34 protein-coding genes and 2 tRNA genes are annotated in these 25,600 nt (G+C 66.8%); 13 read left to right on the plus strand and 23 right to left on the minus strand.

From position 1 onward, the window contains the following. Positions 1–39: 39 nt before the first annotated feature. The 15 genes from P1L40_RS16440 to P1L40_RS16510 all read right to left on the minus strand — a co-directional run bounded on the left by P1L40_RS16440 (position 40) and on the right by P1L40_RS16510 (position 7,065). Positions 40–420 (minus strand): DUF5518 domain-containing protein, encoded by a 381-nt coding sequence (locus tag P1L40_RS16440; RefSeq protein WP_284008604.1) that lies wholly within the window; start codon positions 418–420, stop codon positions 40–42. Positions 421–522: 102 nt separating this feature from the next. Beyond that, the gene (locus tag P1L40_RS16445; RefSeq protein ID WP_284008605.1) at positions 523–897 is read right to left on the minus strand and encodes a DUF5518 domain-containing protein; all 375 of its coding nucleotides are present in this window, start codon (positions 895–897) and stop codon (positions 523–525) included. An 81-nt stretch (positions 898–978) separates the two neighbouring features. Then, complete coding sequence (rpsB, locus tag P1L40_RS16450; protein ID WP_284008606.1) at positions 979–1,770, minus strand: 30S ribosomal protein S2; 792 nt, start codon at positions 1,768–1,770, stop codon at positions 979–981. Further along, complete coding sequence (gene eno, locus P1L40_RS16455; RefSeq protein ID WP_284008608.1) at positions 1,767–2,972, minus strand: phosphopyruvate hydratase; 1,206 nt, start codon at positions 2,970–2,972, stop codon at positions 1,767–1,769. Before eno ends, rpsB begins: the two co-directional genes overlap by 4 nt. After that, complete coding sequence (locus tag P1L40_RS16460; protein ID WP_276221962.1) at positions 2,969–3,148, minus strand: DNA-directed RNA polymerase subunit K; 180 nt, start codon at positions 3,146–3,148, stop codon at positions 2,969–2,971. The genes eno and P1L40_RS16460 overlap by 4 nt, the downstream gene beginning before the upstream one ends. Next, positions 3,145–3,345 carry a DNA-directed RNA polymerase subunit N gene (locus P1L40_RS16465; RefSeq protein WP_159901306.1) on the minus strand — a complete coding sequence of 67 codons (201 nt, stop codon included), beginning with the start codon at positions 3,343–3,345 and terminating at the stop codon, positions 3,145–3,147. Before P1L40_RS16465 ends, P1L40_RS16460 begins: the two co-directional genes overlap by 4 nt. 12 nt (positions 3,346–3,357) lie before the next feature. Then, positions 3,358–3,756, minus strand: coding sequence for a 30S ribosomal protein S9 (locus tag P1L40_RS16470; protein ID WP_284008613.1), 399 nt, complete (start codon positions 3,754–3,756; stop codon positions 3,358–3,360). Continuing rightward, complete coding sequence (locus P1L40_RS16475) at positions 3,750–4,187, minus strand: 50S ribosomal protein L13 (RefSeq protein WP_284008615.1); 438 nt, start codon at positions 4,185–4,187, stop codon at positions 3,750–3,752. The genes P1L40_RS16470 and P1L40_RS16475 overlap by 7 nt, the downstream gene beginning before the upstream one ends. Continuing rightward, positions 4,184–4,534: a 50S ribosomal protein L18e gene (locus tag P1L40_RS16480; protein ID WP_284008617.1), complete on the minus strand. Its 351-nt coding sequence runs from the start codon at positions 4,532–4,534 to the stop codon at positions 4,184–4,186. Before P1L40_RS16480 ends, P1L40_RS16475 begins: the two co-directional genes overlap by 4 nt. Positions 4,535–4,558: 24 nt before the next feature. Beyond that, a tRNA-Leu gene (locus P1L40_RS16485) sits at positions 4,559–4,643 on the minus strand. A gap of 103 nt (positions 4,644–4,746) precedes the next feature. Then, complete coding sequence (locus tag P1L40_RS16490; protein ID WP_284008619.1) at positions 4,747–5,526, minus strand: DNA-directed RNA polymerase subunit D; 780 nt, start codon at positions 5,524–5,526, stop codon at positions 4,747–4,749. Between the two features lie 3 nt (positions 5,527–5,529). Further along, positions 5,530–5,919 (minus strand): 30S ribosomal protein S11, encoded by a 390-nt coding sequence (locus tag P1L40_RS16495; RefSeq protein WP_284008621.1) that lies wholly within the window; start codon positions 5,917–5,919, stop codon positions 5,530–5,532. Next, positions 5,916–6,431, minus strand: coding sequence for a 30S ribosomal protein S4 (locus P1L40_RS16500; RefSeq protein WP_284008623.1), 516 nt, complete (start codon positions 6,429–6,431; stop codon positions 5,916–5,918). The genes P1L40_RS16495 and P1L40_RS16500 overlap by 4 nt, the downstream gene beginning before the upstream one ends. After that, entirely contained in the window at positions 6,431–6,955 is a 525-nt protein-coding gene (locus P1L40_RS16505; protein WP_284008625.1) for a 30S ribosomal protein S13, read from the minus strand. The genes P1L40_RS16500 and P1L40_RS16505 overlap by 1 nt, the downstream gene beginning before the upstream one ends. Positions 6,956–6,980: 25 nt before the next feature. Then, positions 6,981–7,065 (minus strand) — tRNA-Ser (locus P1L40_RS16510). Positions 7,066–7,250: 185 nt separating this feature from the next. On the opposite strand from P1L40_RS16510, the gene P1L40_RS16515 reads away from it, so the two are divergent. Next, entirely contained in the window at positions 7,251–7,550 is a 300-nt protein-coding gene (locus P1L40_RS16515; RefSeq protein ID WP_284008626.1) for a hypothetical protein, read from the plus strand. Position 7,551: 1 nt separating this feature from the next. Here the strand turns inward: P1L40_RS16515 and moaA are convergent, their stop codons facing one another. Further along, on the minus strand, positions 7,552–8,562 hold the full coding sequence (moaA, locus tag P1L40_RS16520; RefSeq protein WP_284011084.1) for a GTP 3',8-cyclase MoaA: 1,011 nt from the start codon (positions 8,560–8,562) through the stop codon (positions 7,552–7,554). A 109-nt stretch (positions 8,563–8,671) separates the two neighbouring features. On the opposite strand from moaA, the gene P1L40_RS16525 reads away from it, so the two are divergent. Next, on the plus strand, positions 8,672–9,733 hold the full coding sequence (locus P1L40_RS16525) for an Mrp/NBP35 family ATP-binding protein (RefSeq protein ID WP_284008628.1): 1,062 nt from the start codon (positions 8,672–8,674) through the stop codon (positions 9,731–9,733). A gap of 20 nt (positions 9,734–9,753) precedes the next feature. Here P1L40_RS16525 and P1L40_RS16530 read toward each other — a convergent pair whose 3' ends face one another. The 5 genes from P1L40_RS16530 to cofD all read right to left on the minus strand — a co-directional run bounded on the left by P1L40_RS16530 (position 9,754) and on the right by cofD (position 13,272). Then, positions 9,754–9,945, minus strand: a complete 192-nt coding sequence (locus P1L40_RS16530; RefSeq protein ID WP_284008629.1) for a 30S ribosomal protein S17e — start codon at positions 9,943–9,945, stop codon at positions 9,754–9,756. Positions 9,946–10,113: 168 nt separating this feature from the next. Then, positions 10,114–10,707: a DUF447 domain-containing protein gene (locus P1L40_RS16535; RefSeq protein ID WP_284008631.1), complete on the minus strand. Its 594-nt coding sequence runs from the start codon at positions 10,705–10,707 to the stop codon at positions 10,114–10,116. Next, positions 10,704–11,543 carry a triphosphoribosyl-dephospho-CoA synthase gene (locus P1L40_RS16540; RefSeq protein WP_284008633.1) on the minus strand — a complete coding sequence of 280 codons (840 nt, stop codon included), beginning with the start codon at positions 11,541–11,543 and terminating at the stop codon, positions 10,704–10,706. Before P1L40_RS16540 ends, P1L40_RS16535 begins: the two co-directional genes overlap by 4 nt. Next, on the minus strand, positions 11,540–12,283 hold the full coding sequence (locus P1L40_RS16545; RefSeq protein WP_284008634.1) for a tRNA-dihydrouridine synthase: 744 nt from the start codon (positions 12,281–12,283) through the stop codon (positions 11,540–11,542). Before P1L40_RS16545 ends, P1L40_RS16540 begins: the two co-directional genes overlap by 4 nt. Continuing rightward, positions 12,283–13,272, minus strand: coding sequence for a 2-phospho-L-lactate transferase (cofD, locus tag P1L40_RS16550; RefSeq protein WP_284008635.1), 990 nt, complete (start codon positions 13,270–13,272; stop codon positions 12,283–12,285). The genes P1L40_RS16545 and cofD overlap by 1 nt, the downstream gene beginning before the upstream one ends. A 133-nt stretch (positions 13,273–13,405) precedes the next feature. Between cofD and P1L40_RS16555 the strand changes: the two genes are divergently transcribed. After that, the gene (locus P1L40_RS16555) at positions 13,406–13,954 is read left to right on the plus strand and encodes a protein-tyrosine phosphatase family protein (protein WP_284008636.1); all 549 of its coding nucleotides are present in this window, start codon (positions 13,406–13,408) and stop codon (positions 13,952–13,954) included. A 447-nt stretch (positions 13,955–14,401) separates the two neighbouring features. Here the strand turns inward: P1L40_RS16555 and P1L40_RS16560 are convergent, their stop codons facing one another. Further along, a complete protein-coding gene (locus P1L40_RS16560) occupies positions 14,402–15,178 on the minus strand; it encodes an inositol monophosphatase family protein (RefSeq protein WP_419181202.1) in 777 nt (258 codons plus the stop codon). A gap of 158 nt (positions 15,179–15,336) precedes the next feature. Here P1L40_RS16560 and P1L40_RS16565 point away from each other — a divergent pair, with 158 nt between their 5' ends. The 10 genes from P1L40_RS16565 (at position 15,337) to P1L40_RS16610 (ending at position 24,646) form a co-directional block, all read left to right on the plus strand. Further along, positions 15,337–15,999 carry a glycerophosphodiester phosphodiesterase gene (locus P1L40_RS16565; RefSeq protein ID WP_284008638.1) on the plus strand — a complete coding sequence of 221 codons (663 nt, stop codon included), beginning with the start codon at positions 15,337–15,339 and terminating at the stop codon, positions 15,997–15,999. A 158-nt stretch (positions 16,000–16,157) separates the two neighbouring features. After that, positions 16,158–17,582: an ABC transporter substrate-binding protein gene (locus P1L40_RS16570; protein ID WP_284008639.1), complete on the plus strand. Its 1,425-nt coding sequence runs from the start codon at positions 16,158–16,160 to the stop codon at positions 17,580–17,582. A 14-nt stretch (positions 17,583–17,596) separates the two neighbouring features. Beyond that, positions 17,597–18,490: a carbohydrate ABC transporter permease gene (locus tag P1L40_RS16575; protein WP_284008641.1), complete on the plus strand. Its 894-nt coding sequence runs from the start codon at positions 17,597–17,599 to the stop codon at positions 18,488–18,490. Positions 18,491–18,495: 5 nt separating this feature from the next. Further along, positions 18,496–19,362: a carbohydrate ABC transporter permease gene (locus tag P1L40_RS16580; RefSeq protein WP_284008643.1), complete on the plus strand. Its 867-nt coding sequence runs from the start codon at positions 18,496–18,498 to the stop codon at positions 19,360–19,362. A gap of 3 nt (positions 19,363–19,365) precedes the next feature. Further along, positions 19,366–20,502 (plus strand): ABC transporter ATP-binding protein, encoded by a 1,137-nt coding sequence (locus P1L40_RS16585; RefSeq protein WP_284008644.1) that lies wholly within the window; start codon positions 19,366–19,368, stop codon positions 20,500–20,502. Between the two features lie 23 nt (positions 20,503–20,525). Further along, positions 20,526–21,311, plus strand: a complete 786-nt coding sequence (locus P1L40_RS16590) for an inositol monophosphatase family protein (RefSeq protein WP_284008646.1) — start codon at positions 20,526–20,528, stop codon at positions 21,309–21,311. A 100-nt stretch (positions 21,312–21,411) separates the two neighbouring features. Continuing rightward, the gene (locus tag P1L40_RS16595) at positions 21,412–22,635 is read left to right on the plus strand and encodes an HD domain-containing protein (RefSeq protein WP_284008648.1); all 1,224 of its coding nucleotides are present in this window, start codon (positions 21,412–21,414) and stop codon (positions 22,633–22,635) included. A gap of 21 nt (positions 22,636–22,656) precedes the next feature. Beyond that, positions 22,657–23,679, plus strand: coding sequence for an amidohydrolase family protein (locus P1L40_RS16600; RefSeq protein WP_284008650.1), 1,023 nt, complete (start codon positions 22,657–22,659; stop codon positions 23,677–23,679). 38 nt (positions 23,680–23,717) lie between these two features. Beyond that, a complete protein-coding gene (locus tag P1L40_RS16605; protein WP_284008651.1) occupies positions 23,718–24,113 on the plus strand; it encodes an SHOCT domain-containing protein in 396 nt (131 codons plus the stop codon). A gap of 59 nt (positions 24,114–24,172) precedes the next feature. After that, positions 24,173–24,646, plus strand: a complete 474-nt coding sequence (locus P1L40_RS16610; protein ID WP_284008653.1) for a universal stress protein — start codon at positions 24,173–24,175, stop codon at positions 24,644–24,646. 1 nt (position 24,647) lies between these two features. On the opposite strand, the gene P1L40_RS16615 is transcribed toward P1L40_RS16610, so the two are convergent. Beyond that, positions 24,648–25,577, minus strand: coding sequence for a biotin--[acetyl-CoA-carboxylase] ligase (locus P1L40_RS16615; RefSeq protein ID WP_284008654.1), 930 nt, complete (start codon positions 25,575–25,577; stop codon positions 24,648–24,650). Positions 25,578–25,600 lie beyond the last annotated feature (23 nt).

The following is a 25,600-nucleotide window of genomic DNA, read 5'->3' on the forward strand; positions in this document are numbered from 1 at the left end:
AGTTAGGGCTGGACACGTTTGAATCGTGTGCCAACGTCGTTAGCGCCACCGGCCGGGATCGAGGTCCCAGTCGGTGTGGCGCCGCGCCCAGACGCCACAGACGCCGCCGACCGCGCTGACACCGACCGTGTACGCCAGGAAGAACGCGAACACGATGCCGAGAAAGAGCTCGTAGGCGGACGACGACGGCGGGATACCGAAACCGAGCAGCCCCGCGACGTACAGCGCCGGCACGAACAGCGCGAGCAGCGGCACCATCGCTGCGATCCCGGCCAGCGTCCCGAGCCAGAGTCCCCGACCGTAGCCACCGCCGTTCCGGTGGGCCGCCACGGCGCCGCCGGCGATCGACGAGAACGGGATGACGGAGAGCACGACCGTCACGAGCGCACCCACCCCTGCATCGGTCAGTGTCTCTCGCATCCTACCCGCCGTGTTTTCGCCCGGGGACAATGTACTTTCCGCGCCGGGATCGGACTGTACGTCGGCGTGTCACGACGACCGTCGATGTCGGGACACGGCGTCTCAGTTCCCGATGTCGGTCTCGTACTTGAGGTAGTTGCCGAGCCAGCCGCCTGCAGCGCTGAGTCCGACGACGTAGACCAGGCCGCCAACGAAGATCACCAGGAAGGCGAGGAGGCCGAACGCCCCGAAAGCCATGGGCGCCTCCAGCGCCAGCAGCCCGAACCCGACGAAGACGAACACGAAGAGGACGACCAGGACGGCGAGGCTGAACACCCCGGCGAGCAACCCGACGCGCAACCCGTCGTTCCGGTCGCCACCTTCGAGGTAGCCGGCGAGTGCGCCGCCGAACAGGGGCGCGAAGGGGACGAAAAAGTTCAGGACGGCCGTCGCGACAGCGCCGGCGATCGCGTTGAGGAGGGTGTCTTGTTCTGCCATCACCTCCCGGTTCTCCCGATCCGCTGGTAACTCTTGTGTTGCGTCTACAGACAGGGACGCAGAAACTGCGGAAAACGAGCCTCAGATACCGGACTCGAAGTCGTCGAGCCCGTAGGCGGGCTCGGCGCCGCGGCGGTCGAGCGTCTCGTTGGCAAGCAGCCAGTAGACGACCGACAGGGCCTTGCGACCCTTGTTGTTCGTCGGGACGACCAGGTCCACGTTGGACGTGGTGTTGTTGGAGTCACACATCGCGATGACCGGGATACCGACCGTGATCGCTTCCTTGACGGCCTGGGCGTCACCGATCGGGTCGGTGACGACCACGACATCGGGTTCGATGTAGCCGTCGTAGTCGGGGTTGGTCAGCGTGCCGGGGATGAACCGCCCCGTCCGGGCGCGTGCCCCGACGGCCTCGGCGAACTTCTCGGCCGGGAACCGGCCGTACTGGCGCGAGGAGGCCACGAGGATCTGCTCGGGCTCGTAGTTGGCCAGGAAGTCCGCGGCGGTGCGGATACGCTGGTCGGTCATCGAAACGTCCAGCACATACAGGCCGTCGGTCCGGACGCGGTGGATGAACCGGTCCATGTCCTTGGTCTTTTGCTGGGTCCCGATGTGGACACCGGCGCCGAGGTAGTCGTCGACGGGGATCAGGAGATCCGCTTCGGCCTGCTCGTCGGGCATGACATCCTCGTCGAGCTGTGGCTCGTCGTCGTCCTCGGGTGTCGTTTCGGCCTCGGCCGCCTCGTCGGCGGCGTCGGCGGGCTGTTCGGCTTCCGTCTCGGTCTCTGCATCGGCGTCGACTTCTTCGTCCTCCTCGGACGGGTCGAAGTCGGACTCTGACGCGTCGAGACCTTCTTTTTCGTTGCCGCTCATACTGCGTTGTCCTCGATACGGATGAGTTCGTTCAGCTTGGCTGTGCGCTCGCCGCCGACCGCGCCCGTCTTGATGAACGGGGCCGCGGTCGCGACGGCGAGGTGTGCGATGGTAGTGTCCTCGGTCTCACCGCTGCGGTGGGAGACGACCGACTCGTAGCCGTTCTCGACGCCGAGTTCGATGGCGTCGACGGCGTCGGTCAGCGTCCCGATCTGGTTTGGCTTGATGAGGATGCTGTTGGCGGCACCGGCGTTGATGCCCGCCTGCAGGCGCTCGACGTTGGTGACGAACAGGTCGTCGCCACAGACGAGCGTCTGGTCGCCGACCCGGTCGGTCAGCTCCGCGAAGGCCTCGTAGTCGTTCTCGTCGAGGGGGTCCTCGACGTAGACGAGGTCGTACTCGTCGACCTTCTGGGCGATGTAGTCGATCTGCTCCTCGGTCGACTTGACGCCGTCGTCGTAGACGTAGCCGTCCTCCTCGGCGTCGTACAGTTCGGCACCGGCCACGTCGAGACCGAAGGTGATCGCGAAGCCGAAGTCGTCGGCGACGGTCTCGACGGCCTCGTCCATGATCTCGAAGGCCTCGTCGTCCGAGACCGACGGCGCCCAGGCGCCCTCGTCGCCCTTGCCCGCGGGCAGGTCGCGGTCGGCCAGGATGTCGTGGACCTCCTGGTGGACCGCGGCGTTGGCGAAGACGGCCTCCTCGACGCTCGGTGCGCCCACGGGGGCCGCGAGGAACTCCTGGATGTTGGTGGCGTCCGCGGCGTGTTCGCCGCCGCCGATGATGTTACCAAGCGGCGTCGGGTACTCGTTGCCCCGGAAGGTGCCACCGAGGTGCTGGAACAGCGGTGCGCCAAGCACGTCGGCGCCGGCCTTGGCCGCTGCCATCGAGATGGCGACGGCGGCGTTGGCGCCGATCCCGGAGAAGTCGTCCGTGCCGTCGGCAGCGTGCAGCGCCGCGTCGACATCACGCTGGTTGCCGGCGTGGACCTCGCCGATGAGGCGGGGGAGCGCCTCCTCGCGAGCGTTCGCGATGGCCTCCTGGGCCGGGAGTTCGATCGCTTCGTACTCGCCGGTGCTTGCACCGCTCGGTGCCTTGCCGCGGCCGAAGCCCCCACTCTCGGTGAGGACATCGGCCTCGACGGTCGCGTTCCCACGCGAGTCGAGGACGCGGCGGAGTCGTACGTCTGTGATGAGCGTCATTTGTGGTCACCTCGTCTGACTGTGAACGGGAGCACCCCGGCGTCGTATTCCTCGGCCGCGATGAGGATAGGCTGGGTCTGCTCCGTCTCGATGAGCACGGGTGCACCGTGGGCCAACTGCAGCGCTCGTGCGCCGAGTTTGCGGGCCTTCTCGTAGCGGCTTTCCTGTGCGTTCATTGGTAGGGTGCGACGATGTCGACGAGGTCCTTGTGGGAGACGAGCATCCGGCGACAGCAGTGCCGCTCGACGCCGAGTTCGTCGAGGACCTTCTCCGGGTCCTCGGGCTCCTCGGCTTCGCGGGTGCGGGCCTTGAACTCCTCCCAGTGCTCGCCGACGACGTTACCGCAGGTGAAACACCGGACCGGTACCATCATATCTTGGTCACCTCAGCGGTAGGACTTCTGGTAGCGGGCCCGTGCGCCGGGGCCGCCCCACTTCTTCGGTTCGGACTGGCGCACGTCGTTGACCAGCAGCGACCGGTCGAACTCCATGAACGCGTCGCGGAGTTCGGCGTCGTTGGTGAAATCGACCAGGCCGCGGGCGATCGCGGTGCGGGCGGCGTCCGCCTGTCCCATCACACCGCCGCCTTCGACGGAGACCTCGACATCGATGTCGTCGCGGAGGTTCTCCTCGGCGATACGGAACGGCTCCAGCATCTTCAGCTGTGCCAGCTCCGGCTCGACCAGCTCGACCGGCTGGGAGTCGATACGCACGCGCCCCTCGCCCTCGCGGATCGTCGCGCGGGCGACGGCGGTCTTCTTCTTTCCGGACGTGTTCGTTACCATGTCTTGTTCGCTCCGAGTTGCTCGCTGACTTCGGCCAGCGAGACGAACCTGATGTTCGACAGTCGGTCCAGCGAGGTGCCGTCGAGAATCTCGCCGTCGTCGTCGTACGGGTTCCCGACGTAGACACGGACGTTCTCGAAGGCCTCCTGGCCGCGCTGGGTCTTGTGTGGCAGCATCCCGCGGATCGACCGCTTGAGGATGCCGTCGGGTCGCTTGGGGTAGAAGTACCCGTTGTCGTTCCCGATGTCGACGCGTTTCTTGTACTTCTCGACGATCTGGTTCTCGCGGCCGGTGATGACGGCCTGCTCGGCGTTGACCACAGCGATGGTCTCGCCGTCCAGGCCCTTCTCGGCGACCTGCGAGGCCACACGGCCCATGATACAGTCACGGGCGTCGACGACGAGGTCGGCATCGAACTCTGCGACGCTCATCGGATCACCCGGACCTGGGAACCGTCGGGATTGTTTTCGATTGCCTGTTCGAGTGATACAGCCTCTCCAACCTGGTCGATCTTCTTCTCGGCCGTTCCGGAGAAGTCGACGGCGGCGACGGTGACATCCTTCTGCAGGACACCGGAGCCGAGTACCTTACCGGGCACGACCACGGTCTCGTCCTCCTGGGCGTACCGCTCGATGCGGCCCAGGTTGACTTCCGCGTGTGTGCGCCGTGGCTTCTGTAGGCGCTCGGCAACGTCGCCCCAGACAGCGCCGCCCGAGCTGCGGGCGGCGGACTTCAGGTCGGCGATGAGACTACTGAGTCTCGGGTTCGTCTTGCTCATATGATTCCTCCGTTGTAGGAAAAGTGCAGGGAGCAGGATTTGAACCTGCGGACCCCTACGGGACAGCGCCCTGAACGCTGCGCCGTTGGCCTGACTTGGCTATCCCTGCTCGCATCAGTTCGTTTTGCGTGCCCCGTAAAACCCCTTTCGGTCCTCGCGCTTCGGGGGCGTGCGGTCATCGGTGTCGAAGGGGTAGTTCGGGGCATCGTTCGTTACAGTTGGACTGCGTCTTTCAGTTCGGTCGCGCGGTCGCGGATCGTCTCGACACCGCGGACGACCAGGTCGTCCGCCGTGAGCGAGCCGTCCGTCTCGACGTGGAACACGAACGCGTTCTCGACATCGGTCACCTCGACTTCCTTGCCGGGGTACCGCTTCGAGAGGTCGTTGTCGAACGTCTCGGTCGCGACCAGTTCGCCGTTCGTGGCGTCGCCGACGGCGTGTTCGGCCGCCTGTTCCTCGATGACGCCACGCAGGATGTTCGGTTCGTCGTCCTCGAACTCGCTTTTGTCCCCGACGACCTCGACCTGCTGGAGGTGTCGGTAGCCGACGGCGACGCCGCCCTGGTGTTTGGCGTGCTCTTTCCCGGTGTCGAGGACGGCGTCGGCCTCGACTTCGAGGCGCTGGCCGTCCTTCAGATCGATGATCGGGATGTTGTCGTCGGCGGGTTCGACCAGCGGGTCGCTGGACACGAGGTCGCCCGAGTAGGCGGTCCCGGGTCCATCGACGGCGACCGATAGCGTGACCTCCTCGCCGCGTTCGAAGTCGTCGATGTCCGTGGTCAACGGGATCAGCCCGAGCCGGAGCCCGATCTGCTCGTTGAACATCACGCTCGTGTTCTCGATCACCCGGACGGTGTCGATGCTGAACGTGGGAACGTCGGCGACCATCGCACGGCGGATGCCGTTGGCAAAGGCCGGCGTGATACCGCGGACCAGGAATCGTGATTCCCGTTCACCGCGGTCGACGAACTCAACCTCGTAATCCTGTGTCATTGGTTAGAACCCGGAGTTCTTGGGCGCGCGCGTGCCGTCGTGTGGCGTCGGCGTGACATCCTCGATGCGGCCGATCTCCAGCCCGGCGCGAGCCAGGGCACGGATCGTCGCCTGTGCGCCCGGCCCGGGGGAGGTCTGCTGGTTCCCACCGGGGCCACGGACGCGGACGTGGACCTCCTCGACACCGCGGTCGAGGGCCTTCTCTGCGACGACTTCCGCCATCTGCATCGCGGCGTAGGGCGAAGCCTCGTCGCGGTTCTGCTTGACGACCGTCCCGCCGGAACTCTTCGCGAGCGTCTCCGCGCCGGTCTGGTCGGTGATCGTGATGATCGTGTTGTTGAACGATGCGTGGACGTGGGCGATACCCGTGATGCCGTCTTTCTCTTCGCTCATTCTTGTGCCTCCGCGCGCTCAGGGTGCAGTTCGTCCGCGAGCGAGCTGTTCTCGTCGAAACCGAGCGTGCTCTCGACGCCGGCCTCGACCTTCATCGACGGACGGGTCACGCGCTGGCCGTCCAGCGTGATGTGGCCGTGGACGATGAACTGCCGTGCCTGCTCGGGCGTGTTCGCGTAGCCCTTGCGGTAGACGACCGTCTGGAGTCGTCGTTCGAGCACGTCCGTGACATCCAGCGACAGGACATCGTCGAGCGTGTCCTGTTCGTTGAGCGTCCCGTAGCGCTTGAGCCGGGCGAGGAACTCCTCGGCCTCGGTGTCGTGCTCGCCGGCGCTGCCCAGCAGTTTCCGGGCCTCGCGGCGGTACCCACGGAGCTCGGACTGTGCGCGCCAGAGCTCCTCTTTGTTCTTCAGCCCGTAGCGGCTGAGGAGGTTCGCCTCGTCGGCGATACGCTCGCCCTGGAACGGGTGGTTGGGCGTCTCGTAGAACTTCGTGTTCGATCCGAGCGCCATTATTCGTCACCCTCCTCGCCGGCTTCGGCCTGTTCTTCCTTGATCGCCTCGACGTTGACACCGATGGTGCCCTCGGTACGCCCCGTGGACTTGGTCCGCTGGCCGCGAACCTTCTGGCCGCGCTGGTGGCGGATGCCACGGTAGGAGTCGATCATCTTCATGCGGTTGATGTCCTGACGGCGGGTGAGGTTGAGGTCGTTCCCGGTCTCGTGGGTCGTCTCACCGGTGAAGTAGTCCTTCTGGTGGTTGGTCATCCACTCGGGGACCTCGTCGGCGAAGCTCTCGACGTGTTCGACAACAGTGTCGATAACGTCGTCGTCGAGCTTGCCGAAGACCGCCCGCCGGTCGACCTCTGCCCGTTGGGCGATGAGGCGAGCGGCACGCGTCCCGATGCCGTTCAGTTCTGTCAGTGCTCGTTCGACGGACTTGGTGCCGTCGAGGTCGGTCTGTCCGATACGGACGAAGTAGCGGATGTCCTCTTCTTCCTCATCCGCCTCGTCCGGGTTGGGGTCTTCTGCACTCATATGTGGGTAGTCGGTTAGGGGTGAGCGTCGTGGCTGGGATTCGAACCCAGGAGGCTGTACGCCACAGAGTTAGCAACCCTGCGCCTTGGGCCAGGCTTGGCTACCACGACACGCTTGTCTGAGACTCGCGCCCGCAGCACGCGGACTCGGGAGCCGGTCCCCCTACACGAGTGTATCCCAGACTATTCCGGGGTTGTATTTAAACGCAACGGAAGGGAGTTCCCGCGTGAGAGCGGGGCACAGCGCCGTGTGGCTGTGTCACAACACTCACCCGTCCGGAGCACGCCCCCTGACTATGGAGCGGCGAGCACTGTCCGACGGTGGAACCGCTGTCGACCCGAGGGACCGTGATGCGCTCTCCGAACACCTCCGGCGGTTCGCTGGCGACGGGGAGGTGGACGAAGCTGGCGACGGGACGCTCCGTGTACGCTTTGGCCGCTCGACGTTCGTCGCCGTCGCGCCCGATGGAACCGTGACCACGGGGATGCCTCTCCACGGGTTCGACGGGACGGCAGAACGGTTGGTGTTCGACCACGACGCCGGTGAACTCCACGTCGCGGCCGACGGCGTCAGTTACACTTTTCGCCGGCCCTGACTCAGTCGTCGTCGGACGCCGGGGCCGGGTCGACGGCAGGGCCGCGATCGAGGTACTCCTCGTTGAGGACCCACTCGCCGTCCTCCTCGATCATGTACTCGCCGTAGTACGGGACCCGGTTGGCGACGGTCTGGCGGAACGTCTCGCGGATCTCCGACCGCGTCATCTCGCCCATCGGCCGCAGGTCGTCGGTGCGGTTGAGACAGCCCTTCAGCTTCCCGTCGTGTGTCACGCGCACGCGATGGCAGTTGTCACAGAAGGTCGAGTTCTCTACGGGGTCGACGATCTCGACCATCCCCTCGCCGTTCCCGTCGCCGCTGACCCAGTAGCGCTTTCGGTCGTGCATCTCTCGAACCTCGACCCGGTGGGCCTGGTCGGCGAGCCAGTCGTGGACCCGCTGGATGTCGATGGCCCACTCCGGGCGGCCGACCAGTTCCGGCATGTACTCGATCAACTGCAGTCGGAGGCCGTCGTGTTCGGCCACGTGATCGACCATCTCGGGGACGTAGCCGGCCGTGGGTTCGAAGACGACCATGTTCAGCTTCACCGGGTCGAGCCCGGCAGCCAGCGCCGCCTCGACGCCCTCGATCACCCGGTCGTAGGCACCACTCTGTGTGATCTCCGCGAACGCTTCCGGGTCGATCGCGTCCTGTGAGACGTTGACCCGTTCCAGGCCGGCCTCGACCAGCCCGCGTGCGCGCCCCGGGAGGAAGGTCCCGTTGGTAGTCAGCGACACCTCCATTCCGTCGGGCGTCCGGCGAATGATCTCTTCGAGGTCGTCCCGGAGCATCGGCTCGCCGCCGGTGAACTTCACCGCCTCGATGTCGAACTCCCGGGCGACCTCCAGAAAGCGGACCACGTCGTCGGTGTCCATCTCGTCGTCCTGTGGCTCCATCGGGCCGCGGGTGTCGCCCAGTCCCTCGTTGTGACAGTAGACACAGTCGAAGTTACACCGGTCGGTCAGTGACACCCGGACCTGCGAGACCTCGCGACCGTGGTCGTCCTCCAGCACGTCTCGCACTTGTGGAGCCACCAGTATAAATCAGCGGTCCAGTGCCAGTATTTGGGACCGCTCGTCGGGTGACACAATCCTTATCGGCGCTGCGGGGCCTACTCGAAGCATGGACGACTCCGACGTACGCGACCGTCTCCGCTCGGTCGAAGACGCCGACCTCGGGGACGATATCGTCTCGCTTGGCCTCGTCAACAGCATCGAGGTGACAGACGGCGAGATACGGATCGATCTCGCGCTGGGTGCGCCCTATTCGCCGGCCGAGACGGCGATGGCGAACGAGGTCCGTGAAGCGCTCGCCGACACCGACTACGACATCGACCTCTCGGCGAGCGTCGACCGTGGCGTCCCGGCCGACGAGGACCCGCTCCCGAACGTCAAGAACGTCATCGCCGTGGCCTCCGGGAAAGGCGGTGTCGGTAAATCGACTGTCGCGGTGAACCTCGCGGCCGGCCTCTCGCGGCTCGGCGCCCGCGTGGGCCTGTTCGACGCCGACGTGTACGGTCCGAACGTCCCGCGGATGCTAGACGCCGACGAGTCGCCGCGAGCCACCGACGACGAACAGATCATCCCCGTCGAGAAACACGGGATGAAACTGATGAGCATGGACTTCCTCGTCGGCAAGGACGACCCGGTGATCTTCCGCGGGCCGATGGTCGACAACGTCCTCACCCAGCTCTGGGAAGACGTGGTCTGGGGTGGCCTCGATTACATGGTCGTGGATCTCCCGCCCGGCACTGGCGACACGCAACTGACGATGCTCCAGCAGGTCCCCGTCTCCGGCGCGGTCATCGTGACGACGCCACAGGAGGTCGCGCTCGACGACGCCCGCAAGGGACTGCGGATGTTCGGCCGTCACGAGACGCCCGTGCTGGGGATCGTCGAGAACATGTCGACGTTCCGCTGTCCCGACTGTGGCGGCGACCACGACATCTTCGGGAGCGGCGGCGGCCGCGAGTTCGCCGAGGAGACCGACATGCCGTTCCTGGGCGAGATTCCGCTGGACCCGAGTGTCCGCGAGGGCGGTGACAGCGGCCAGCCGCTCGTTCTGGACGAAGACAGCGACACCGGCGACGCGTTCCGGCAGATCACGGCGCGAACGGCGGACATGCAGGGGATCATCCACCGAAAGCGCCAGGCCGACGCACAGCTGACCGAACCGGAGCAGTAGCACGGAGAACAGAGAGACGGTTACGCTTCGACGGCGGTGTTCTGCTTGCGGGTGACGTAGCCTGCGATGCGGTTGCGGACGCCTTTCGATTCGATGTTGGTCAGTTCCTCGACGACATCCTTGTTGTGTTCGAAGTCGGCGCCGAACGCGTCGGGGTATCGCTCCATCAGGAGTCGCCCTGTCTTCTTGACGTAGGCGGGTTTGATTGCCATGAGCGTTGATTGCCAGGTGGGACTCAAAAAGGGTTCGAATCACGGCCCCACGCGCGAAGCTTTATCACCCAGGTCGGGACCAGGGCCGCCGTGTCCTGACGAGCGAAGCCGGCGTGTCCCGCGGGAGCGTGAGACACCACGTCGGCCACAGCACGTCTCACCTGCTCGCTACCACTCGGCGTCGACAAGCTCCCCGATCCGCTCGAAGGCCGCTCGCTCGCGTTCGCTCCCGGCGGTTTCGACGACGGATTCGAAGTACGCCAGCCGATCCAGCAGTTGCTCCCGATCGTAACTGCTGACATCCAACCGCGAGGCCGCCACGGTCGCCTCGACGACGGCGGCGTGGCCCCGGTTCGTCGTCGGCACCACGCGTCGCTCGACAGCCGACTCGACGGGGTGGAGCGCCCAGTCGACCCACCGTGTGTCCCCCTCGTTGCCGCCGTCGAGCCGTTCGACAGTCACACGGACCCACGCGTCGGTGCTGTCGACGATCGGCTCCGCCTGCTCGCGGATCGACAGCGCCGCCTCCGCGAAGTCGACCGGGTCGCGCGTGAACTGGACGTAGCCCGTGCCACGCTCGCGGAAGTTCCGCCAGGTTCGGGTCCGGCCCCAGGTCGTCGCCGTCGCGGGACCGTCCCCGTCGGGCGCGTGGACGCCCAGCGCCGCGAGGTTCCACAGGTCGTTCGGCCCCTCGGTCGTCACGACAGTCTCGGTGACACCGGCGAGCGCGACCGGCCAGCCGTCGGTTCGCTCTCCGCTCACACCTCGACCCCCCGACGGAGTGCCACGAACAGCGCGCCGGCGACCAGGTCGGCCGTCGTCCCGGGGTTGATCCCGCGGTCGACGAGTTCGTCGGCCAGTTCGGCCGCGTCCGCTTCGCCGTCGAGCACGGCCTGTGCACGTCGCTGGACCATCTCCGCCGTCTCGCGGTCCGACCGCTTCACGACGAAGGTGTCCGGCTCCCCGGCCAGCAGTTCGAGAAACACCGCGGCGCCCCTGTCCGGGACAGGTCCGTCGCCGTCGACGATCCGTTCGGCTGCACCGAACACTCGCTCGAAGCCGCCGACCCACTCGGCCGCGACGCCGTCGACTTCGGCGCTCCGGTCCATCACGTCGCACAGCGTCAGTGCGCGCTCCTCGATGGCGGGTACCGCGTCGGCACCGCGTCTGACATCTAGCGGCTCCAGGCCCGAAGGCGGGTCATCGACAGCCACGTCGACGTGTTCGAACGCTCGGTAGAAGTCCGCCGCGTCCGCGACGGTCGTCCTTTTCACGACCTCGTCCACACCGGCAGGCGTCAGGGCGTCGTCGTGAGCGGCCGCGACCAGCGGCGCGAGGAGCAACAGTGCCCCGAACTGCGTGTTGCCGGCGGACTGCTGTGCCATCCCGGCGACGGCTCGCTCGAAGACACGGCCGACTCGCTCGCCGTCGGCAGCGCGTTCCAGGCCCGGACGCGCTCCGACGGCACCGGCCATGAAGTGCTCGAACCGGAGGTCGTCGTGATCGTGTGTGCGGTCGACGTTGCCCGGCTTCGGCGTCCCAGTCACCTCCAGCAAGAGCGCGAGTTCTGCGTCCTGTGCGATCGAGCGACCGGTCATCTTGCCACCTCTCGACGCTCCGTCTCGACGGCTTCGCGGACGGCACGCAACACGTCGCGGTCGTCGCTGGCCCGGCCGACGCTGACGGCGTCGGCGCCGTAGTCGAGGTACTCCCGGACGCTCTCCCGTCCGCGCACGCCATTGTTGGCGATCACGAACAGGTCCGTTGTGTTCGAGAGCCGCTCGACAACTCGCTCCGAATCCATCGCGTCGACGTGGAGGATATCACCACCAGCCTGTTCGACCGTCTCGGCCACCGAGACGAGATCGACTCCCTCGACCTCGGCACGGACCTTCACAGAGACGTTTGCCCCGGTCCCGTGGGCCGCCGAGACATGCTCGGCGAGCCGGTCGCTGTCCCGCAGCAACGACTCTCCCGCCCCGGCCCGACACATCTCGGTCTGCCGACAGTGGGCGTTCAGTTCGAGGATCGTGCCGTGGTCGTGACAGACGGTCCCGATACGACGGATCGGCTCCGTCGTCGCGCTTCGGACGTTGATCCCCGGTTGGAGCGGTGCGGTTTCGAGCGCTCCGAGCTGTTCGTCGACGAACCCGACTGGATCGGCGGGGAGGAACTCGCACCGGTCGCGTTCGACCAGCCGGCGGGCAGCGTCCCGCGTCGCGTCGTCGAGCGCGATCCCACCGAGGAACGCACAGCCGACGTGCTCGGCGACGGCCCGGGCCCAGGCCGCGTCCGATTCCCCGCTCAGACTCGCCAGCGCGACGCGTGGTTCGAACATCAGGCGGCCTCCAGCGCACGGTCGACAGCGCGTGCGACACGGTCGGAGTCCGCCGCGTCGGCCAGCGTCGTGTCGGTCCGTACGATCGGTCGGTCGAGATCGGTCGGATCGGACTCGTCGAGGACAAAGGCGTCGGCGAACGGGTAGGACGCGGCGACGCCAGCAGTACTCGGTTCGACGCCCGTCCCGGCCATCAGTTCCGCTGCTGGTCCCGAGAACACCTCGTCGCCGACGAACGGCGAGACGGCCACTACGGTCGTCTCGTGGAGCGCTCGTTCGATCCCGTCGATCGCCGCCATCGGCCCGATCGAGGTGACCGGGTTCGACGGGCCGATCACGACCGGTTCGTCCAGTGCCGTCAGGACGGAAGCGGTCGCTTCGGCGGCCGCGGCACCGCGGAACTCGACAGCCCCGACGGGTGGCTCGCCGTTCCGGCCGACCCACCACTCCTGAAAGTGCATCGTCCCCGAAGGCGTATCGATGAGTGTCGCCACGGGGTCGTCGCTCATCGGGAGCAACGTCCGGTCGAGCCCGAACGCATCGGCCAGGACCCGCGTGACCGCGGTCAACGACTGCCCCTCGTCCAGCAGCGAGGTCCGTGTCAGATGAACCGCACGGTCTCGGTCGCCGATGCGCATGAACTCGGCGACGCCGGAGAACCGCCGCCAGCGTGCGATCTCGCGGCCCGCTGTCTGCTTCTCGCCCGCGAGATATCGCGGGCCGTCCTCCAGGCCGGCAGCGTCGGCGAGTCGGTGGAGTTCGTCGTGTGTCTCCGCCGTGTCGCCGTCACGACCCCACCAGGTCTCACGGTCGAGGTCGCCGCCCCCGAGGAACAACACGGTGTCGAGGTCGGGACAGATCACGTGACCGCTGAGTTCAACGTCGTCGCCCGTGTTGGCGACGACGGTCGTCTCCTCGGGCGAGAAGACATCGTCGGCGCCGGCAAGCAGTTTCGGCGTGCCTGTCCCGCCGGCGAGGAACGTCACCATACGCCGACGTAGGGGGCAGTGTCGGTATAAACGTGGCCCTGTGCTCCGGCGAGTGCAGAATCATCCCTGAGAACCGGGTGCGCAGTTTCAAGTGAATTCTCTCACATGTTCCGCGTACTCGCGACACCCACCGATGAACGCACATCGCTTCGCACCGGCGGCGCCCGACGAGGAGTTCGTCTTCGGTGCCTGTGCCCCCGGCTGGCACTCCGCGGCCTCCCACACCGATGCGCTCGACGACTGGATCACACAGCTCCGCGACCGGGAAGTCGAGCGGGTCTGCTGTCTGCTCCCCGGCCGCCAACTGGACGCCAGCGGCTCGAACCTCGACCGCTACCGGACGGCGTTCGGGCCGGAGAAGGTCTGTCACAGCCCGGTCCCGGACCATCACCTCGTCCCGGAGGACCGGCTTCGCGGCGAATTACTGCCGTTTCTGGCCGACGCTCGGGAGCACGAGGAACGTGTCGTCGTCCACTGTCTCGCCGGGATCGGCCGGACCGGTCAGGTCCTGGCCGCCTGGCTCGTTCACAGTCGGGACTACGGGCCACACCGGGCGATCGAGACCGTCGAATCGATGGGACGGGAACCCCGTGACGCCGTTCGGGCAGGCAACGCCGACGACGCGGACCTCGTCGACCTGTTGGCTGCTGTCGCTCGTGAGGGCTCCTCGAACCACGGTTGATCGGGGTTATCACTGATGGGGCGGTTGGACGCCCGTCTCGACGCGGCTCCCGGCCGCCTCGGACGCGTCGCTGCCAAGCGGGCGTGACTCCCGTACTATCACCCCGACAGTCCCGCATGTTGCCCCCGGTCGGCGATCCGACCCGCGGTACAGTACTCGATATCGAACCACGGTTTATGTGACTCGTCGCCCATGCCTTCTCCGGGGCCCCGTCTGACCCCGCGCTCTCCCGAGCGTCGACCCATCAATTGCCACGGGGCCCCGCTCTCGGGAGTTCTCACGAGCCGTACGCCCCCCTCATAGCAGCGGTTATGTCGACGCCGCTATCCCCCTCGCGTGGGCGCCGGCTGCCATCGGAATCGACGTACGTGGCCCCAGCGACCATCGTCCCGGCGCCCGTCTACGCGTTCCGTGTGTCCTCAGTGCCGAGCCACCGCGCCGGACTGCTCACCCGAGGACGTGGTTGCGGGACATAAACGAGATGAGTTCGCTATGCAGTGCCGGTGTCGACGCGACGACAATCTCGCCCGTAACGTCGTCGACTGCCTCGATGTGTGTCACCTCACCCCCCGCCTCGGTGACGATCAGCGTCCCCGCCTTCGTGTCCCACATGTCGAGTTTTCGCTCGAAGTACACGTCGAAGCTGCCGGCGGCGACGAACGCGAGTTCCGCGGCGGCCGATCCCATCCGTCGGACGCCCCGTGTCGACTCGACGAGCGCCCGGAAGTACTCCCGGCCGCCGTCGTCCCGACGAAGCGAGTCGAACCCGGTCACGACGACGGCGTCGGACAGGTCGACCGGTCCGGACAACTCGAGCGGGCGCCCGTCGACGTACGCACCGTCCCCCTCGATGGCCACGAACAGGCGGTCGTCGGGGACGTAGTACACGATGCCCAGGTCCGGGCAACCGGTTCCTTCGTAGGCGATCGACACGGAGAAGTGGGGAACGCCACTGTGGAAGTTCGTCGTCCCGTCGAGCGGGTCGATCACCCACCTGGGCCGCGGGACGAACTCGGGCGAACGCTCCTCGGACACGACGTTGTGGTCTGGAAAGCTTCCTTCGAGGATATCGAGGATGATCGCCTCTGCCGAGATATCGGCCGATGTCCCGCTGCCGTCACACGACCCGGCGGACGCGGGCACTGGATCGAACCGATCGCGGAGGTGCTCCCCGGCGGCCCTGGCCGCTCGGAGGGCCGGCCACAGGTGTTCGTCGGCCATGATCTGTTCGAGAAGTACCGATAGCAGCCAAATGGTGGTTGCTATGTGGCATACATACAGCTATAACTAGCTCACACGCAGTGGGGACCGCTATGTCCGTCTATACAGACAACAGAGCGTTCATAGTCTAGTTCATAACGACACGACAGGACAGTCCGGACATGCTCGTCATCGGGCACCGGGGGTGTGCCGGACAGTACCCGGAGAACACGATTCCCGCGGTCAGAGGGGCCGCCCCACACGTCGATCTCGTCGAAGTCGACGTGGTCCCCAGCGGCTCCGGTGACCTCGTCGTCTTCCACGACGAGACACTCGACCGCCTCACGGTTACCAGTGGTCGTGTCGACGAGACACCGGTCGAGACGCTGACGGACCTCCGCGTCGACGGGTCGACGGCGACGATCCCGCGGTTCGAGACCGTCGTCGACGCCTGGCCCTCGGGTGTCGGCATGAACCTCGACCTCCACGATCCAACGATCGTGGACCGTGCGCTCGATATCGTGGACGGACTCGGCGAACGGATCGTCCTCTCCTCGACAGCTGTCGGGGCTATCCGCGCGGCACAGACACACCCGACAGCCGTGACGACGGGGTATTCGTTCGATTCCGACCCCGAGGCGGAACTGGCTCGTGCCCGCGAGTTGGGCGTCGAATTCGTCCACGTCGACCACCGGCTCTGTCTCCAGTCGAGTGTCATCGAACGGGCGCACCGACAGGGGTGTCAGGTGGACGCCTGGACGCTCGCGACTTCCCAGCCCGTCGAGACACTCCGCTCACGAGGAGTAGACGCCGTCACCGTCGATCGGTGGGACATCGTCGGGTGAGAGCGCCGTCCGTCTCGGGCGCACCGGCGAGGGCGCAGTTAAGTACCCCGAACAATAGCACTACAACCGCGACTCGTCCGGACAATAAACAATATATGTATAATTATCTGGCGTAAATAGAAAAGATTTAAATTTATACTGCGGTTGGTGCCTCGTGTATGGTAAATATCGGCTCGGCATGTGGGAACCGGCACGAGACAACCGCGGACGGGGTCAGCCGTCGAGGCTTTCTGACGACGGCGGGGGCCGTCGGTGCGCTCGGCCTGGCAGGCTGTAGCGGGGGCAGCGGCTCGGAGAGTGACGGCGGCGCGTCCGGCGGCAGTTCGTCCGCGGCCGTCACGATCGACTTCTGGCACATCTTCGGCGGCGAGCTGGGGACGACGCTCGAAGAGATGGCGGCGGAGTTCTCCGAACAGACCGACGGTGTGACGGTCAACGCCGTCAACAACGGCGGCTACCGACAGAACCTGAACCAGTCGCTCCAGGCCTCCCGGGCCGGCGACCCGCCGGGGATCGCACAGATCTTCGAGATCGGGACCCGGCTGGCGCTGGACAGCGGGGCGTTCACCCCCGTCTCGGAGATCCTGCCGGAAGACGAGATGAACCTCGACGACTTCCTGCCGTCGGTCCTGAACTACTACCGGATCGATGGCAGCCTCAACTCCATGCCGTTCAACTCCTCGAACACGATCATGCTGTACAACAAGACGGCGTTCGAGGAGGCAGGGCTCGATCCCGAGAGTCCGCCCCGGAGCCTCGCCGAGGTCCGGGAAGCCGCACAGACGATCGTCGATCAGACCGACATGGAGAGCGGGATCACCTGGCCGAACCACACCTGGATGCAGGTCGAACAGCAGTTCGCCAAGCAGGATCAGGTGCTCGTCAACAACGAGAACGGTCGCTCCGGCCGTCCCGACGGGACCTTCTTCAACTCTGAGGCCGGCCGCAACGTCTACTCGTGGTGGAAGACGATGGCCGACGAGGGGCTGTATCTCAACCCCGGGATCGAGGCCTGGGGCGAGGCCCGACAGGCGTTTCTCACCCAGAAGGTCCCGATGGTCTGGGACTCCACGTCGAACATGGTCTCGATGAAAAGCGGCGCCGACGAGAACGGCTTCGAACTGGGATCGGCGTACCTCCCGACGCCCGGCGGCGACAACACCGGCGTCGTCATCGGCGGGGGGTCGCTGTGGGTCCCCGACGCGCTCTCGGACGCGAAGAAGGAGGCCGCCGGCCAGTTCATCGCCTATCTGACCGCGACCGAACAGCAGGCCCGCTGGCACCGCAACAGCGGCTACTTCCCGGTTCGCCAGAGCGCGATCGACACGCTGACCGACGAGGGCTGGTTCGACGAGAACCCGAACTTCCGGACCGCCTTCGACCAGCTCCAGGACACCACCGACACGCCGGCCACGCGCGGGGCAGTCATGGGCGTGTTCCCGAAGGCCCGGACGGTCAACGAGGAGGTCTCGGTGAGCATCATCAACGGCGAGGTCGGCGTCGAAGAGGGGCTCTCACAGATGGACACACAGGTCCAGAACGCGCTGGACGGGTACAGCGGGAACTACGACGGCAGCGAGTAAGCCCCACTGTTCGCATGAGCGACACTCCGAAACCGTTCGATTCGACCCCGCAGGCCGCGGTACTCCTGGTGCCGACCATCGCGGTGCTTGTCGCGTTTCTGTACTACCCCGGCCTGGAGACGTTCCGGCTGAGCCTCTACGAGACGCTGTTCCTGGGACAACAGCGGGCCTGGGTCGGCCTCGGGAACTTCGTGGACCTGGCTACGTCCTCGACCTACCGGCACAGCTTCGGGATCTCAGTCCTCTTCGCGGCGCTCGTCGTCGGCGGGACCATGCTGCTCTCGCTGGGGATCAGCTACCTGCTCTACGAGATCGAGGTGTGGTCCTCGACGTATCTCGTGGCCGCGATCTGGCCCTACGCCCTGCCGCCCGCGGTCGCGGCGATCCTGTTGAACTTCATCCTGCATCCGAACCTCGGCATCTTCACGCACTACCTGGAGCTGCTGACGCCGTTCACGCTGGATTGGTTCAGCAACGGTACCCAGGCGTTTCTCGTGCTGGCCGTGGTCGCGATCTGGAAGCAACTGGGGTACAACATCATCTTCATGGTCGCCGCGTTGAACAACATCCCGGACATCCTGACCGAGAGCGCCGAGATCGACGGCGTCGGGCGGCTGAAGATGCTGTACAAGGTGTACGTCCCCCTCATCTCACCGACGCTGGTGTTCCTGATCGTCATGAACACGATCTACTCGTTTTTCTCGACGTTCCCACTCGTCGATCTCCTGACCAGCGGCGGTCCGGGCAACGCGACGAACCTCCTGATCTTCAAGCTGTATCGGGACGCCTTCGAGTTCAGTAACCTCGGCCTGGCGTCCGCACAGTCCGTTATCCTGTTCGCGCTGGTCGCGATCCTGATGTACGTCCAGCTTCGGATCTCTGACGAATACGCACAGTACGGGGCCTGATACCGATGGCAACAGATACCGACACGCCGACGGCCGACGCACTGTCACTGGACCGCGGGCTCCCGGACCAGCTACTCCTGCACGGCGGACTCGTCTTCGCCATCGTGGCGATGTCCGCGCCGCTGGTCCTCGCGATCATCATGAGCACACAGACCACGACGGAGGTGTACGAAGTCACGAACCTCGGGCTCGGAAGTCAGGGCCTGGAGAACTACCGGGCGGCACTGACCGAGTACAACTTCAGCACCTACATGCTGAACTCCTTCGTCATGAGTGTCCTGATCGTCGTGGGGAAAGTCACGCTGTCGCTGTTCGCGGCGCTCGCGCTCGTCTACTACGACTTTCCCTACGAGCGGGGCGTCTTCGTGTTCATCCTGCTGACGCTGTTGTTGCCCGTCCCGGTCCGGATCGTCCCGCTGTTTCAGCTCATGGCGGATCTGGGCTGGACGAACACGATGATCGCACTGACCGGCCCCTACATCGCCAGCGCGACCGCGGTGTTCCTGTTCCGCCAGCACTTCATGTCGATCTCGTCGTCGCTGGTCGAGGCCGCCCGGCTCGACGGCGTCGGCCCACTGAAGTTCCTGGTCAAGGTGTTGATCCCGATGTCCCGGGGGATGATCGCCGGCGTCAGCGTCATCACGTTCATCTACGCCTGGAACCAGTTCCTCTGGCCGCTCGTGGCCGTGACCGACAAGGACAGCCAGGTGGTCCAGGTCGGTATCCGCTATCTCCAGGGGTCGGCCCAGGCCGGGCTGACCCGGTGGGGGCTCATCATGGCTGGGGCGGTCCTGGCGCTGTTGCCGCCGCTTCTCGTGTTGATCGCCCTGCACCGACCGCTGTTGAACACCTTCGCGATCCAGCAGAAGTAACAGATGACAGATATCGAACTCACAGAGCTACAGAAAGAGTACGACGGCGTACGGGCGGTGAAAGGGATCGACCTGACGGTACGGGACGGCGAGTTCCTCGTCGTCGTCGGCCCGTCGGGGTGTGGGAAGTCGACGACGCTGCGGCTGATCGCCGGGCTCGAAGACGTGACCGACGGCACGATCGAACTCGGCGACCGCGTCGTCAACGACGTGGCGCCCAAAGACCGGAGCATCGCGATGGTGTTCCAGAACTACGCGCTGTACCCCCACATGACCGCGGCCCAGAACATGAAGTTCGGGATGAAGTCGGTCAGTGACTTCTCCGGTGAGGAGATCGACGCCCGGGTCGAGGAGGCGGCCGAGACGCTCGATATCCCGGAGCTACTGGACCGGAAACCCGAGGCGCTCTCGGGCGGGGAACGCCAGCGGGTCGCCATCGGGCGCGCTCTGGTCCGTGAACCGGACGTGTTCCTGCTCGACGAGCCGCTCAGTAATCTGGACGCGAAACTCCGTGTCCAGATGCGCGCGGAGCTGTTGAAGCTCCACCGACAGCTCGACACCACGACGGTGTACGTGACACACGACCAGACCGAAGCGATGACGCTCGGGGACAGGGTCGCGGTGCTCGACGACGGGCGGCTCCAGCAGGTCGCGGCGCCACAGGAGCTGTACGACTATCCGGTCAACCGGTTCGTCGCGGGGTTCATCGGTGAGCCGGCGATGAACTTCCTGCCGGTCGAGGTCCGTGGAGAGCATCCTGCGGTCGCAACACACGACGCGTTCACGCTCCCGCTGCCGTCGGCGAGCGGGCTCGACGCCGCGCGGGAGACGGACGTGGTGCTCGGGCTCCGACCCGAGGACGCCGCCCTCGCCGCGAACCGCCCCGACGCCGACCCGGTGTGTACCGCGACGGTGACGGTGACGGAACCGCTGGGCGAACAGCTCCTCCTGCACTGCACCGTCGGCGAGACGGAGGTCCAGATCAAGGTCGAACCCCGGACCGAGATCCGGCCGGGCGACACCGTCGAGCTCTGTGTCGACGAGCAGCGACTCCACCTGTTCGAGCGAGCCAGCGGCGAGGCGCTGTATCACTCCGCCGACGCACAGGCCCGGGCCGCCGAACGGGTCCCGGGCGAGTGACGGACCACGCGACCGCCAGCCACATGAGCCACGACAGAACGCTCCTCGACGACGAACGCCTCCTCGGCGCGCTCGATGTGGTCCTCGAAACGGGCGCGCTCCAGCGCGAGTCCCTCGACGAGGACGTTGTCGTCGAGTACAAGTCCCGTGGCGAACTGGTCACGGAGGTCGATAGCCGCTCGCAGGAGCGGATCGTCGCGCACCTCCGCCGCGAGTTCCCGACCCACGGCGTCCTGGCCGAGGAAGGGGCGACGGCGGACGACCGGCGCCGGTGTCGGTGGATCGTCGATCCGCTCGACGGGACGACCAACTACTACCACGGCTTTCCGACGTTCTCGATCTCTGTCGCCCTGGAAGTCGACGGGACCCTCGAACTGGGGATCGTCTACGATGTCCCCGGAGACGACGTGTACACGGGTATCCGCGGAAGCGGAGCCTTCCGTGAGCGGACGCCGATCACCGTCTCCGAGGAGTCGGCCCTGGAACGGTCGCTCGTCGGGACCGGCTTCGATGTCGACACGACCCCATCGGTCGAGACACTCGCCGCGATCGTCGAGACGACACAGGGTGTCCGGCGGACGGGCTCGGCGGCCCTCGACCTGATCCATGTGGCGACGGGCCGGACCGAGGGGTTCTACCAGGGCGGGCTCAGTCCCTGGGATGTGGCGGCCGGCGCCGTCATCGTCCGCGAGGCGGGCGGGCGAATCACCGACTACGGCGGCACCGGCGGACTGGCTGGCCTCGAATCGGGCGACATCGTCGCGTCGAACGGCCTGGTGCACGACGCGCTCCGGAACCGCGTCCGGTAGCCGCGCGGGCGTTCGCCCCCAGCACACGCCGCTGTGAACCGGACCGCGTCCGGACACCGCAGCCGAACCGTTTTCACCGGAGCCGGCAAATAGCGGACCGATGACAACGATCAAGGACAGCGTCCACGACCACATCGCGGTCGAGGGCGTTGCCGAAGCGTTGCTGGAGACGCCCCCCGTCCAGCGCCTCCGTCACATCTCCCAACTGGGAACCGTCACGCTGGTCTATCCCTCGGCGAACCACACCCGGTTCGAGCACTCGCTTGGGGTGTACCACCTCGCGGACCAGGCGCTCGGTCATCTCGGCATCGGGGGTCGGCAGGCCGAACGGGTCCGGGCCGCGGCGCTGCTCCACGATATCGGCCACTCCCCGTACAGCCACAACGTCGAGCACGTCGTCCACCGACACACGGGCAAGTACCACGACGACGTGCACGAACTCATCGACAGCGGCCCGGTCGCTCGCGTGCTCGACGAACACGACCTCGACCCCGACCGGGTCGCCGACCTTGTCGCCGGCGAGGGTGACCTCGGGCAACTGGTCTCGGGGGAACTCGATGTCGACCGGATGGACTACCTGGTCCGGGACGCCCACCACACCGGCGTCCCTTACGGCACGATCGACCACGAACGGCTGATCCGCGAGCTCCGCCTGGTCGACGGCGAACTCGTCCTCGACGAGGGCAACGTCCAGGCCGCCGAGTCGCTGCTGCTCGCCCGGGCGCTGATGAACCCGACCGTCTACCAGCACCACGTCGCCCGCATCGCCAAGACGATGCTGCGCCGCGGGACCGAGCGCCTCCTGACCGCGACCAACTGGACGGCCCACGACCTGCGCCGGTGGGACGACAACGACCTGCTGGTCAGGCTCCGCCAGTGCGAGGAGACCGCGACCTACGCCGACCGACTGAGCGACCGAAACCTCTACAAACGGGCGGTCTGGGCGGAGTACTCGGCGGTCCCGGACGACCTGTTCGACGCCGACCACCGGGACATCCGCGCGCTGGAGGACAAGATCGCCGCGACGGCGGCCGTCGACACCGACGCGGTGCTGATCGATGTCGCGGCCGACCCCTCGATGACTGAGTCCACGAGCCGTGTCCTCGTCAACGGCGAGGTCCGGCAGTTGGGCGAGCAGTCCACGCTGGTCAGCGCGCTCCGGGCCGCACAGCGCGACCAGTGGCGACTCGGCGTGTACGCGCCGCCGTCGGCGAACGAGCGCGTCGGCGAGGCGGCGATCCGCGAACTCGGGCTGGACATCGACGGCGCCCGGATCAGCGACGTTCGAACGGGGATCCACGCGACCCTCGATGAGTTTAACTGACCGTCGGACGGATCGGTAGCTGTGATTCTGGAAGGAACGATCCTCCGCGGGCGCGACTTCGACCCCGTGGAGGGCCGTGTCGTCGCCGAGGACGGGGAGATCACGGGCATCGAGGAGACCGCCGTCGATAGCGACGCGATCGTCTGCCCGGCCTTTGTCAACGCCCACACGCACATCGGCGACTCAATCGCGAAGGAGGCCGGCGAGGGACTGACACTGGAGGAACTGGTCGCCCCGCCCGACGGACTGAAACACCGGCTGCTCCGGGCGGCCAGCACGGAGGAACTCGTCGCCGGGATGCGCCGGACGATCTCGTTCATGGAAGGGGCCGGCACTGGCGCGTTCGTCGAGTTCCGGGAGGGCGGCGTCGACGGCGTCCGCGCGATCGACACGGCGCTGGCGGATTCGCCCGTCCGAAGCGTCGTCCTCGGTCGCGAGACCGTCGCGGCGATGGAGCAGGCCGACGGGTTCGGGGCCAGCGGTGCCAACGACGACGAGTTCGGCGCCGAGCGGCGCGCAACCCGGCAGGCCGGGAAGCTGTTCGGCATCCACGCCGGGGAGGTCGACGCCTCCGACATCAACCCCGCGTTGGACCTCGATCCGGACTTCCTCGTCCACATGGTCCACGCCGCGGACATCCACCTCGATCGGGTCGCCGACAGCGACGTTCCGGTCGTCGTCTGTCCCCGCTCGAACCTCTCGACCGGTGTCGGCCGGCCGCCGATCGAGGCGCTCGCCGAGCGGACGACGGTCGCGCTGGGGACGGACAACGTGATGCTCAACAGCCCGTCGATGTTCCGCGAGATGGCCGTTACGGAGATGATATCCGACCTCTCGGCCCGCGAAGTGCTCCGGATGGCGACGGTCAACGGCGCCGAAATCGCCGGCCTCGACTGTGGCGTGATCGAGCCTGGGCGGCCCGCTCGCCTGTTTTCCCTCGACGGCGATACCGACAACCTCGCCGGCGCACAGAACCCCGTCCGCGCGCTGGTCCGGCGCGCCGGCGTCGACGATGTCGACCGCGTCGTCCTCCCGGACACGTAGCGCCCTTTATCCGATTCCGGCCCGTACGCTCGGACGATATGCCCCCTACCGACCGCGGACTCGGGACACTCGGCAAACTGGTCCTCGGGACCGTCGTCGTGGTCACCGCGCTCGTCGTCGCGACGGCGATCCTGGCCGTCCTCCAGAACCTCCTGGCTGCACTGCTTGGGCTGCTCGTCACCGGCCTCCTGATCGGCGGCGCAGCCTACCTCGTGTACTGGCTCGTCTCGTCGATCACCGGCGGCGAGAGCGAGTCCGCCGATGCCACCGACGGCGCCACCGCGACGACTGCGGCACCGGTCGATCCGGTCGACCGCCTCACCGAACAGTACAAGCGCGGCGAACTCACCGATGAGGAGTTCGAGCGCCGTCTCGAAGCCGAGATGACCGATGTCGACCAGGAGATCGCCGACCTCGAAGCCGAACTGGAGTGAGTGTGGTATTCGATACCGAGTACCAAACTCCTAAGCTCCCGCGTGTTCGACTGTCTGATATGTACGACAGGATTCTCCTCCCAACCGACGGGACCGCCGGGATGGACGGGGTCGTCCGCCACGCGGCGGCGCTGGCAGCGACACACGGCGCCGAGATCCACGCGCTGTACGTCGTCGACACCGCCCGGTTCTCCACGCTCCCGGCCGGGATGACCTGGGAGGGGCTCACCGACATGTTCCAGACGGAGGGGGAGCGAGCGATGGACGCCGTCGAACGGCAAGCCGGCGACGTTCCGGTCCAACGGGCCATCGTGGAGGGGCGACCGAGCACCGAGATCGGCGAGTACGCACGGACCAACGACTGTGACGTGATCGTCATGGGAACCCACGGACGCGGCGGGATCGACAGACTGCTGCTGGGGTCGGTCGCCGAGAACGTGATCCGCGCCGCCCGGATCCCCGTCGTGACCGTGCCCGTCGAGGCGGCCGATCGAGACCCGCCGACAGATCGTCGCGAGGTCGCGGCCGAGTAGCTCAGACCGGTCGCAAGTGGTCACAGTCCCCGGCGGTGACGGTCACCTCGCCGTCGTCGGTGTCGACGACGAGCGACCCGGGAAACTGTACGTCGACGGCCTCGCCCTCGACCGTCCCGCCGGGCGTCTCGACCCGGACCCGCCGGCCCAGTGTCGTCGCGTACTCGCGCCAGGCCGGCAGGATACTGTCGATGTCACCCCGCAGTTCGTCGAACGTTTCGAGCACTCGCTGTGTGAACACCCGCCTGTCGATCGGGTCGCCGCGAACGTGCTGGAGGCTCGTCGGTTCGGCGTCCGTGGGCAGCGTTGCGGGGTCGACGTTCGCGTTGATCCCCATGCCGACGACCACCCAGGAGACACGGTCGGCCTCCCCCTCCATCTCGGTGAGGATCCCGACCAGTTTCCGGTCGTCGACGAGCACGTCGTTGGGCCACTTGATCCCCGCGTCGACGCCCGCCTCGCGGGCCGCGCGGGTGACCGCGACCGCCGCAGCGAGAGTGAACACCGGCGCGTGGGCCATCGGCACGTCCGGCCGGACGAGCACGGAGAGCCAGATGCCCCCGCTGGGAGAGGCCCACTCGCGGTCGAGCCGACCCCGGCCGCCGGTCTGCTCGTCGGCCAGTACTACCACGTCGTCGGCCCCGTCGGCCGCCAGGTCCCGCGCCCGAGCGTTCGTGCTCGGGATGCTCTCGTGGTACTCGACTTCGAAGGGCGCGTCGAGCCCGTACTCGACGGCCGCGCCGCCGAACTCCGGCACGCCCGTGAGTTCGTAGCCGCTGTCGGCGCTCTCGACTTCGAACCCGTCCTCGCGGAGCGCCTCGACGTGTTTCCAGACGGCGGCGCGTGAGATACCCAGCTCCTCGGCCAGCGCCGGGCCCGATACCGGGCCGGCGGCGAGCGCGTCGAGCACTCGGTGGCGCGTCTCCTGCATGGACGCGAGTACGACAGTCGACA

This window comes from Haloarcula pelagica (genome assembly GCF_030127105.1).
Classification (GTDB): Archaea; Halobacteriota; Halobacteria; order Halobacteriales; family Haloarculaceae; genus Haloarcula; species Haloarcula pelagica.

What these genes read in the sequence shown, in the direction of transcription:
- P1L40_RS16440 (WP_284008604.1), bottom strand. Translation starts at nt 420, where the DNA reads ATGCGAGAGACACTGACCGATGCAGGGGTGGGTGCGCTCGTGACGGTC.
- P1L40_RS16445 (WP_284008605.1), bottom strand. Translation starts at nt 897, where the DNA reads ATGGCAGAACAAGACACCCTCCTCAACGCGATCGCCGGCGCTGTCGCG.
- rpsB (WP_284008606.1), bottom strand. Translation starts at nt 1,770, where the DNA reads ATGAGCGGCAACGAAAAAGAAGGTCTCGACGCGTCAGAGTCCGACTTC.
- eno (WP_284008608.1), bottom strand. Translation starts at nt 2,972, where the DNA reads ATGACGCTCATCACAGACGTACGACTCCGCCGCGTCCTCGACTCGCGT.
- P1L40_RS16460 (WP_276221962.1), bottom strand. Translation starts at nt 3,148, where the DNA reads ATGAACGCACAGGAAAGCCGCTACGAGAAGGCCCGCAAACTCGGCGCA.
- P1L40_RS16465 (WP_159901306.1), bottom strand. Translation starts at nt 3,345, where the DNA reads ATGATGGTACCGGTCCGGTGTTTCACCTGCGGTAACGTCGTCGGCGAG.
- P1L40_RS16470 (WP_284008613.1), bottom strand. Translation starts at nt 3,756, where the DNA reads ATGGTAACGAACACGTCCGGAAAGAAGAAGACCGCCGTCGCCCGCGCG.
- P1L40_RS16475 (WP_284008615.1), bottom strand. Translation starts at nt 4,187, where the DNA reads ATGAGCGTCGCAGAGTTCGATGCCGACCTCGTCGTCGACGCCCGTGAC.
- P1L40_RS16480 (WP_284008617.1), bottom strand. Translation starts at nt 4,534, where the DNA reads ATGAGCAAGACGAACCCGAGACTCAGTAGTCTCATCGCCGACCTGAAG.
- P1L40_RS16490 (WP_284008619.1), bottom strand. Translation starts at nt 5,526, where the DNA reads ATGACACAGGATTACGAGGTTGAGTTCGTCGACCGCGGTGAACGGGAA.
- P1L40_RS16495 (WP_284008621.1), bottom strand. Translation starts at nt 5,919, where the DNA reads ATGAGCGAAGAGAAAGACGGCATCACGGGTATCGCCCACGTCCACGCA.
- P1L40_RS16500 (WP_284008623.1), bottom strand. Translation starts at nt 6,431, where the DNA reads ATGGCGCTCGGATCGAACACGAAGTTCTACGAGACGCCCAACCACCCG.
- P1L40_RS16505 (WP_284008625.1), bottom strand. Translation starts at nt 6,955, where the DNA reads ATGAGTGCAGAAGACCCCAACCCGGACGAGGCGGATGAGGAAGAAGAG.
- P1L40_RS16515 (WP_284008626.1), top strand. Translation starts at nt 7,251, where the DNA reads ATGGAGCGGCGAGCACTGTCCGACGGTGGAACCGCTGTCGACCCGAGG.
- P1L40_RS16525 (WP_284008628.1), top strand. Translation starts at nt 8,672, where the DNA reads ATGGACGACTCCGACGTACGCGACCGTCTCCGCTCGGTCGAAGACGCC.
- P1L40_RS16530 (WP_284008629.1), bottom strand. Translation starts at nt 9,945, where the DNA reads ATGGCAATCAAACCCGCCTACGTCAAGAAGACAGGGCGACTCCTGATG.
- P1L40_RS16540 (WP_284008633.1), bottom strand. Translation starts at nt 11,543, where the DNA reads ATGACCGGTCGCTCGATCGCACAGGACGCAGAACTCGCGCTCTTGCTG.
- P1L40_RS16545 (WP_284008634.1), bottom strand. Translation starts at nt 12,283, where the DNA reads ATGTTCGAACCACGCGTCGCGCTGGCGAGTCTGAGCGGGGAATCGGAC.
- cofD (WP_284008635.1), bottom strand. Translation starts at nt 13,272, where the DNA reads ATGGTGACGTTCCTCGCCGGCGGGACAGGCACGCCGAAACTGCTTGCC.
- P1L40_RS16555 (WP_284008636.1), top strand. Translation starts at nt 13,406, where the DNA reads ATGAACGCACATCGCTTCGCACCGGCGGCGCCCGACGAGGAGTTCGTC.
- P1L40_RS16565 (WP_284008638.1), top strand. Translation starts at nt 15,337, where the DNA reads ATGCTCGTCATCGGGCACCGGGGGTGTGCCGGACAGTACCCGGAGAAC.
- P1L40_RS16570 (WP_284008639.1), top strand. Translation starts at nt 16,158, where the DNA reads ATGGTAAATATCGGCTCGGCATGTGGGAACCGGCACGAGACAACCGCG.
- P1L40_RS16575 (WP_284008641.1), top strand. Translation starts at nt 17,597, where the DNA reads ATGAGCGACACTCCGAAACCGTTCGATTCGACCCCGCAGGCCGCGGTA.
- P1L40_RS16580 (WP_284008643.1), top strand. Translation starts at nt 18,496, where the DNA reads ATGGCAACAGATACCGACACGCCGACGGCCGACGCACTGTCACTGGAC.
- P1L40_RS16585 (WP_284008644.1), top strand. Translation starts at nt 19,366, where the DNA reads ATGACAGATATCGAACTCACAGAGCTACAGAAAGAGTACGACGGCGTA.
- P1L40_RS16590 (WP_284008646.1), top strand. Translation starts at nt 20,526, where the DNA reads ATGAGCCACGACAGAACGCTCCTCGACGACGAACGCCTCCTCGGCGCG.
- P1L40_RS16595 (WP_284008648.1), top strand. Translation starts at nt 21,412, where the DNA reads ATGACAACGATCAAGGACAGCGTCCACGACCACATCGCGGTCGAGGGC.
- P1L40_RS16605 (WP_284008651.1), top strand. Translation starts at nt 23,718, where the DNA reads ATGCCCCCTACCGACCGCGGACTCGGGACACTCGGCAAACTGGTCCTC.
- P1L40_RS16610 (WP_284008653.1), top strand. Translation starts at nt 24,173, where the DNA reads ATGTACGACAGGATTCTCCTCCCAACCGACGGGACCGCCGGGATGGAC.
- P1L40_RS16615 (WP_284008654.1), bottom strand. Translation starts at nt 25,577, where the DNA reads ATGCAGGAGACGCGCCACCGAGTGCTCGACGCGCTCGCCGCCGGCCCG.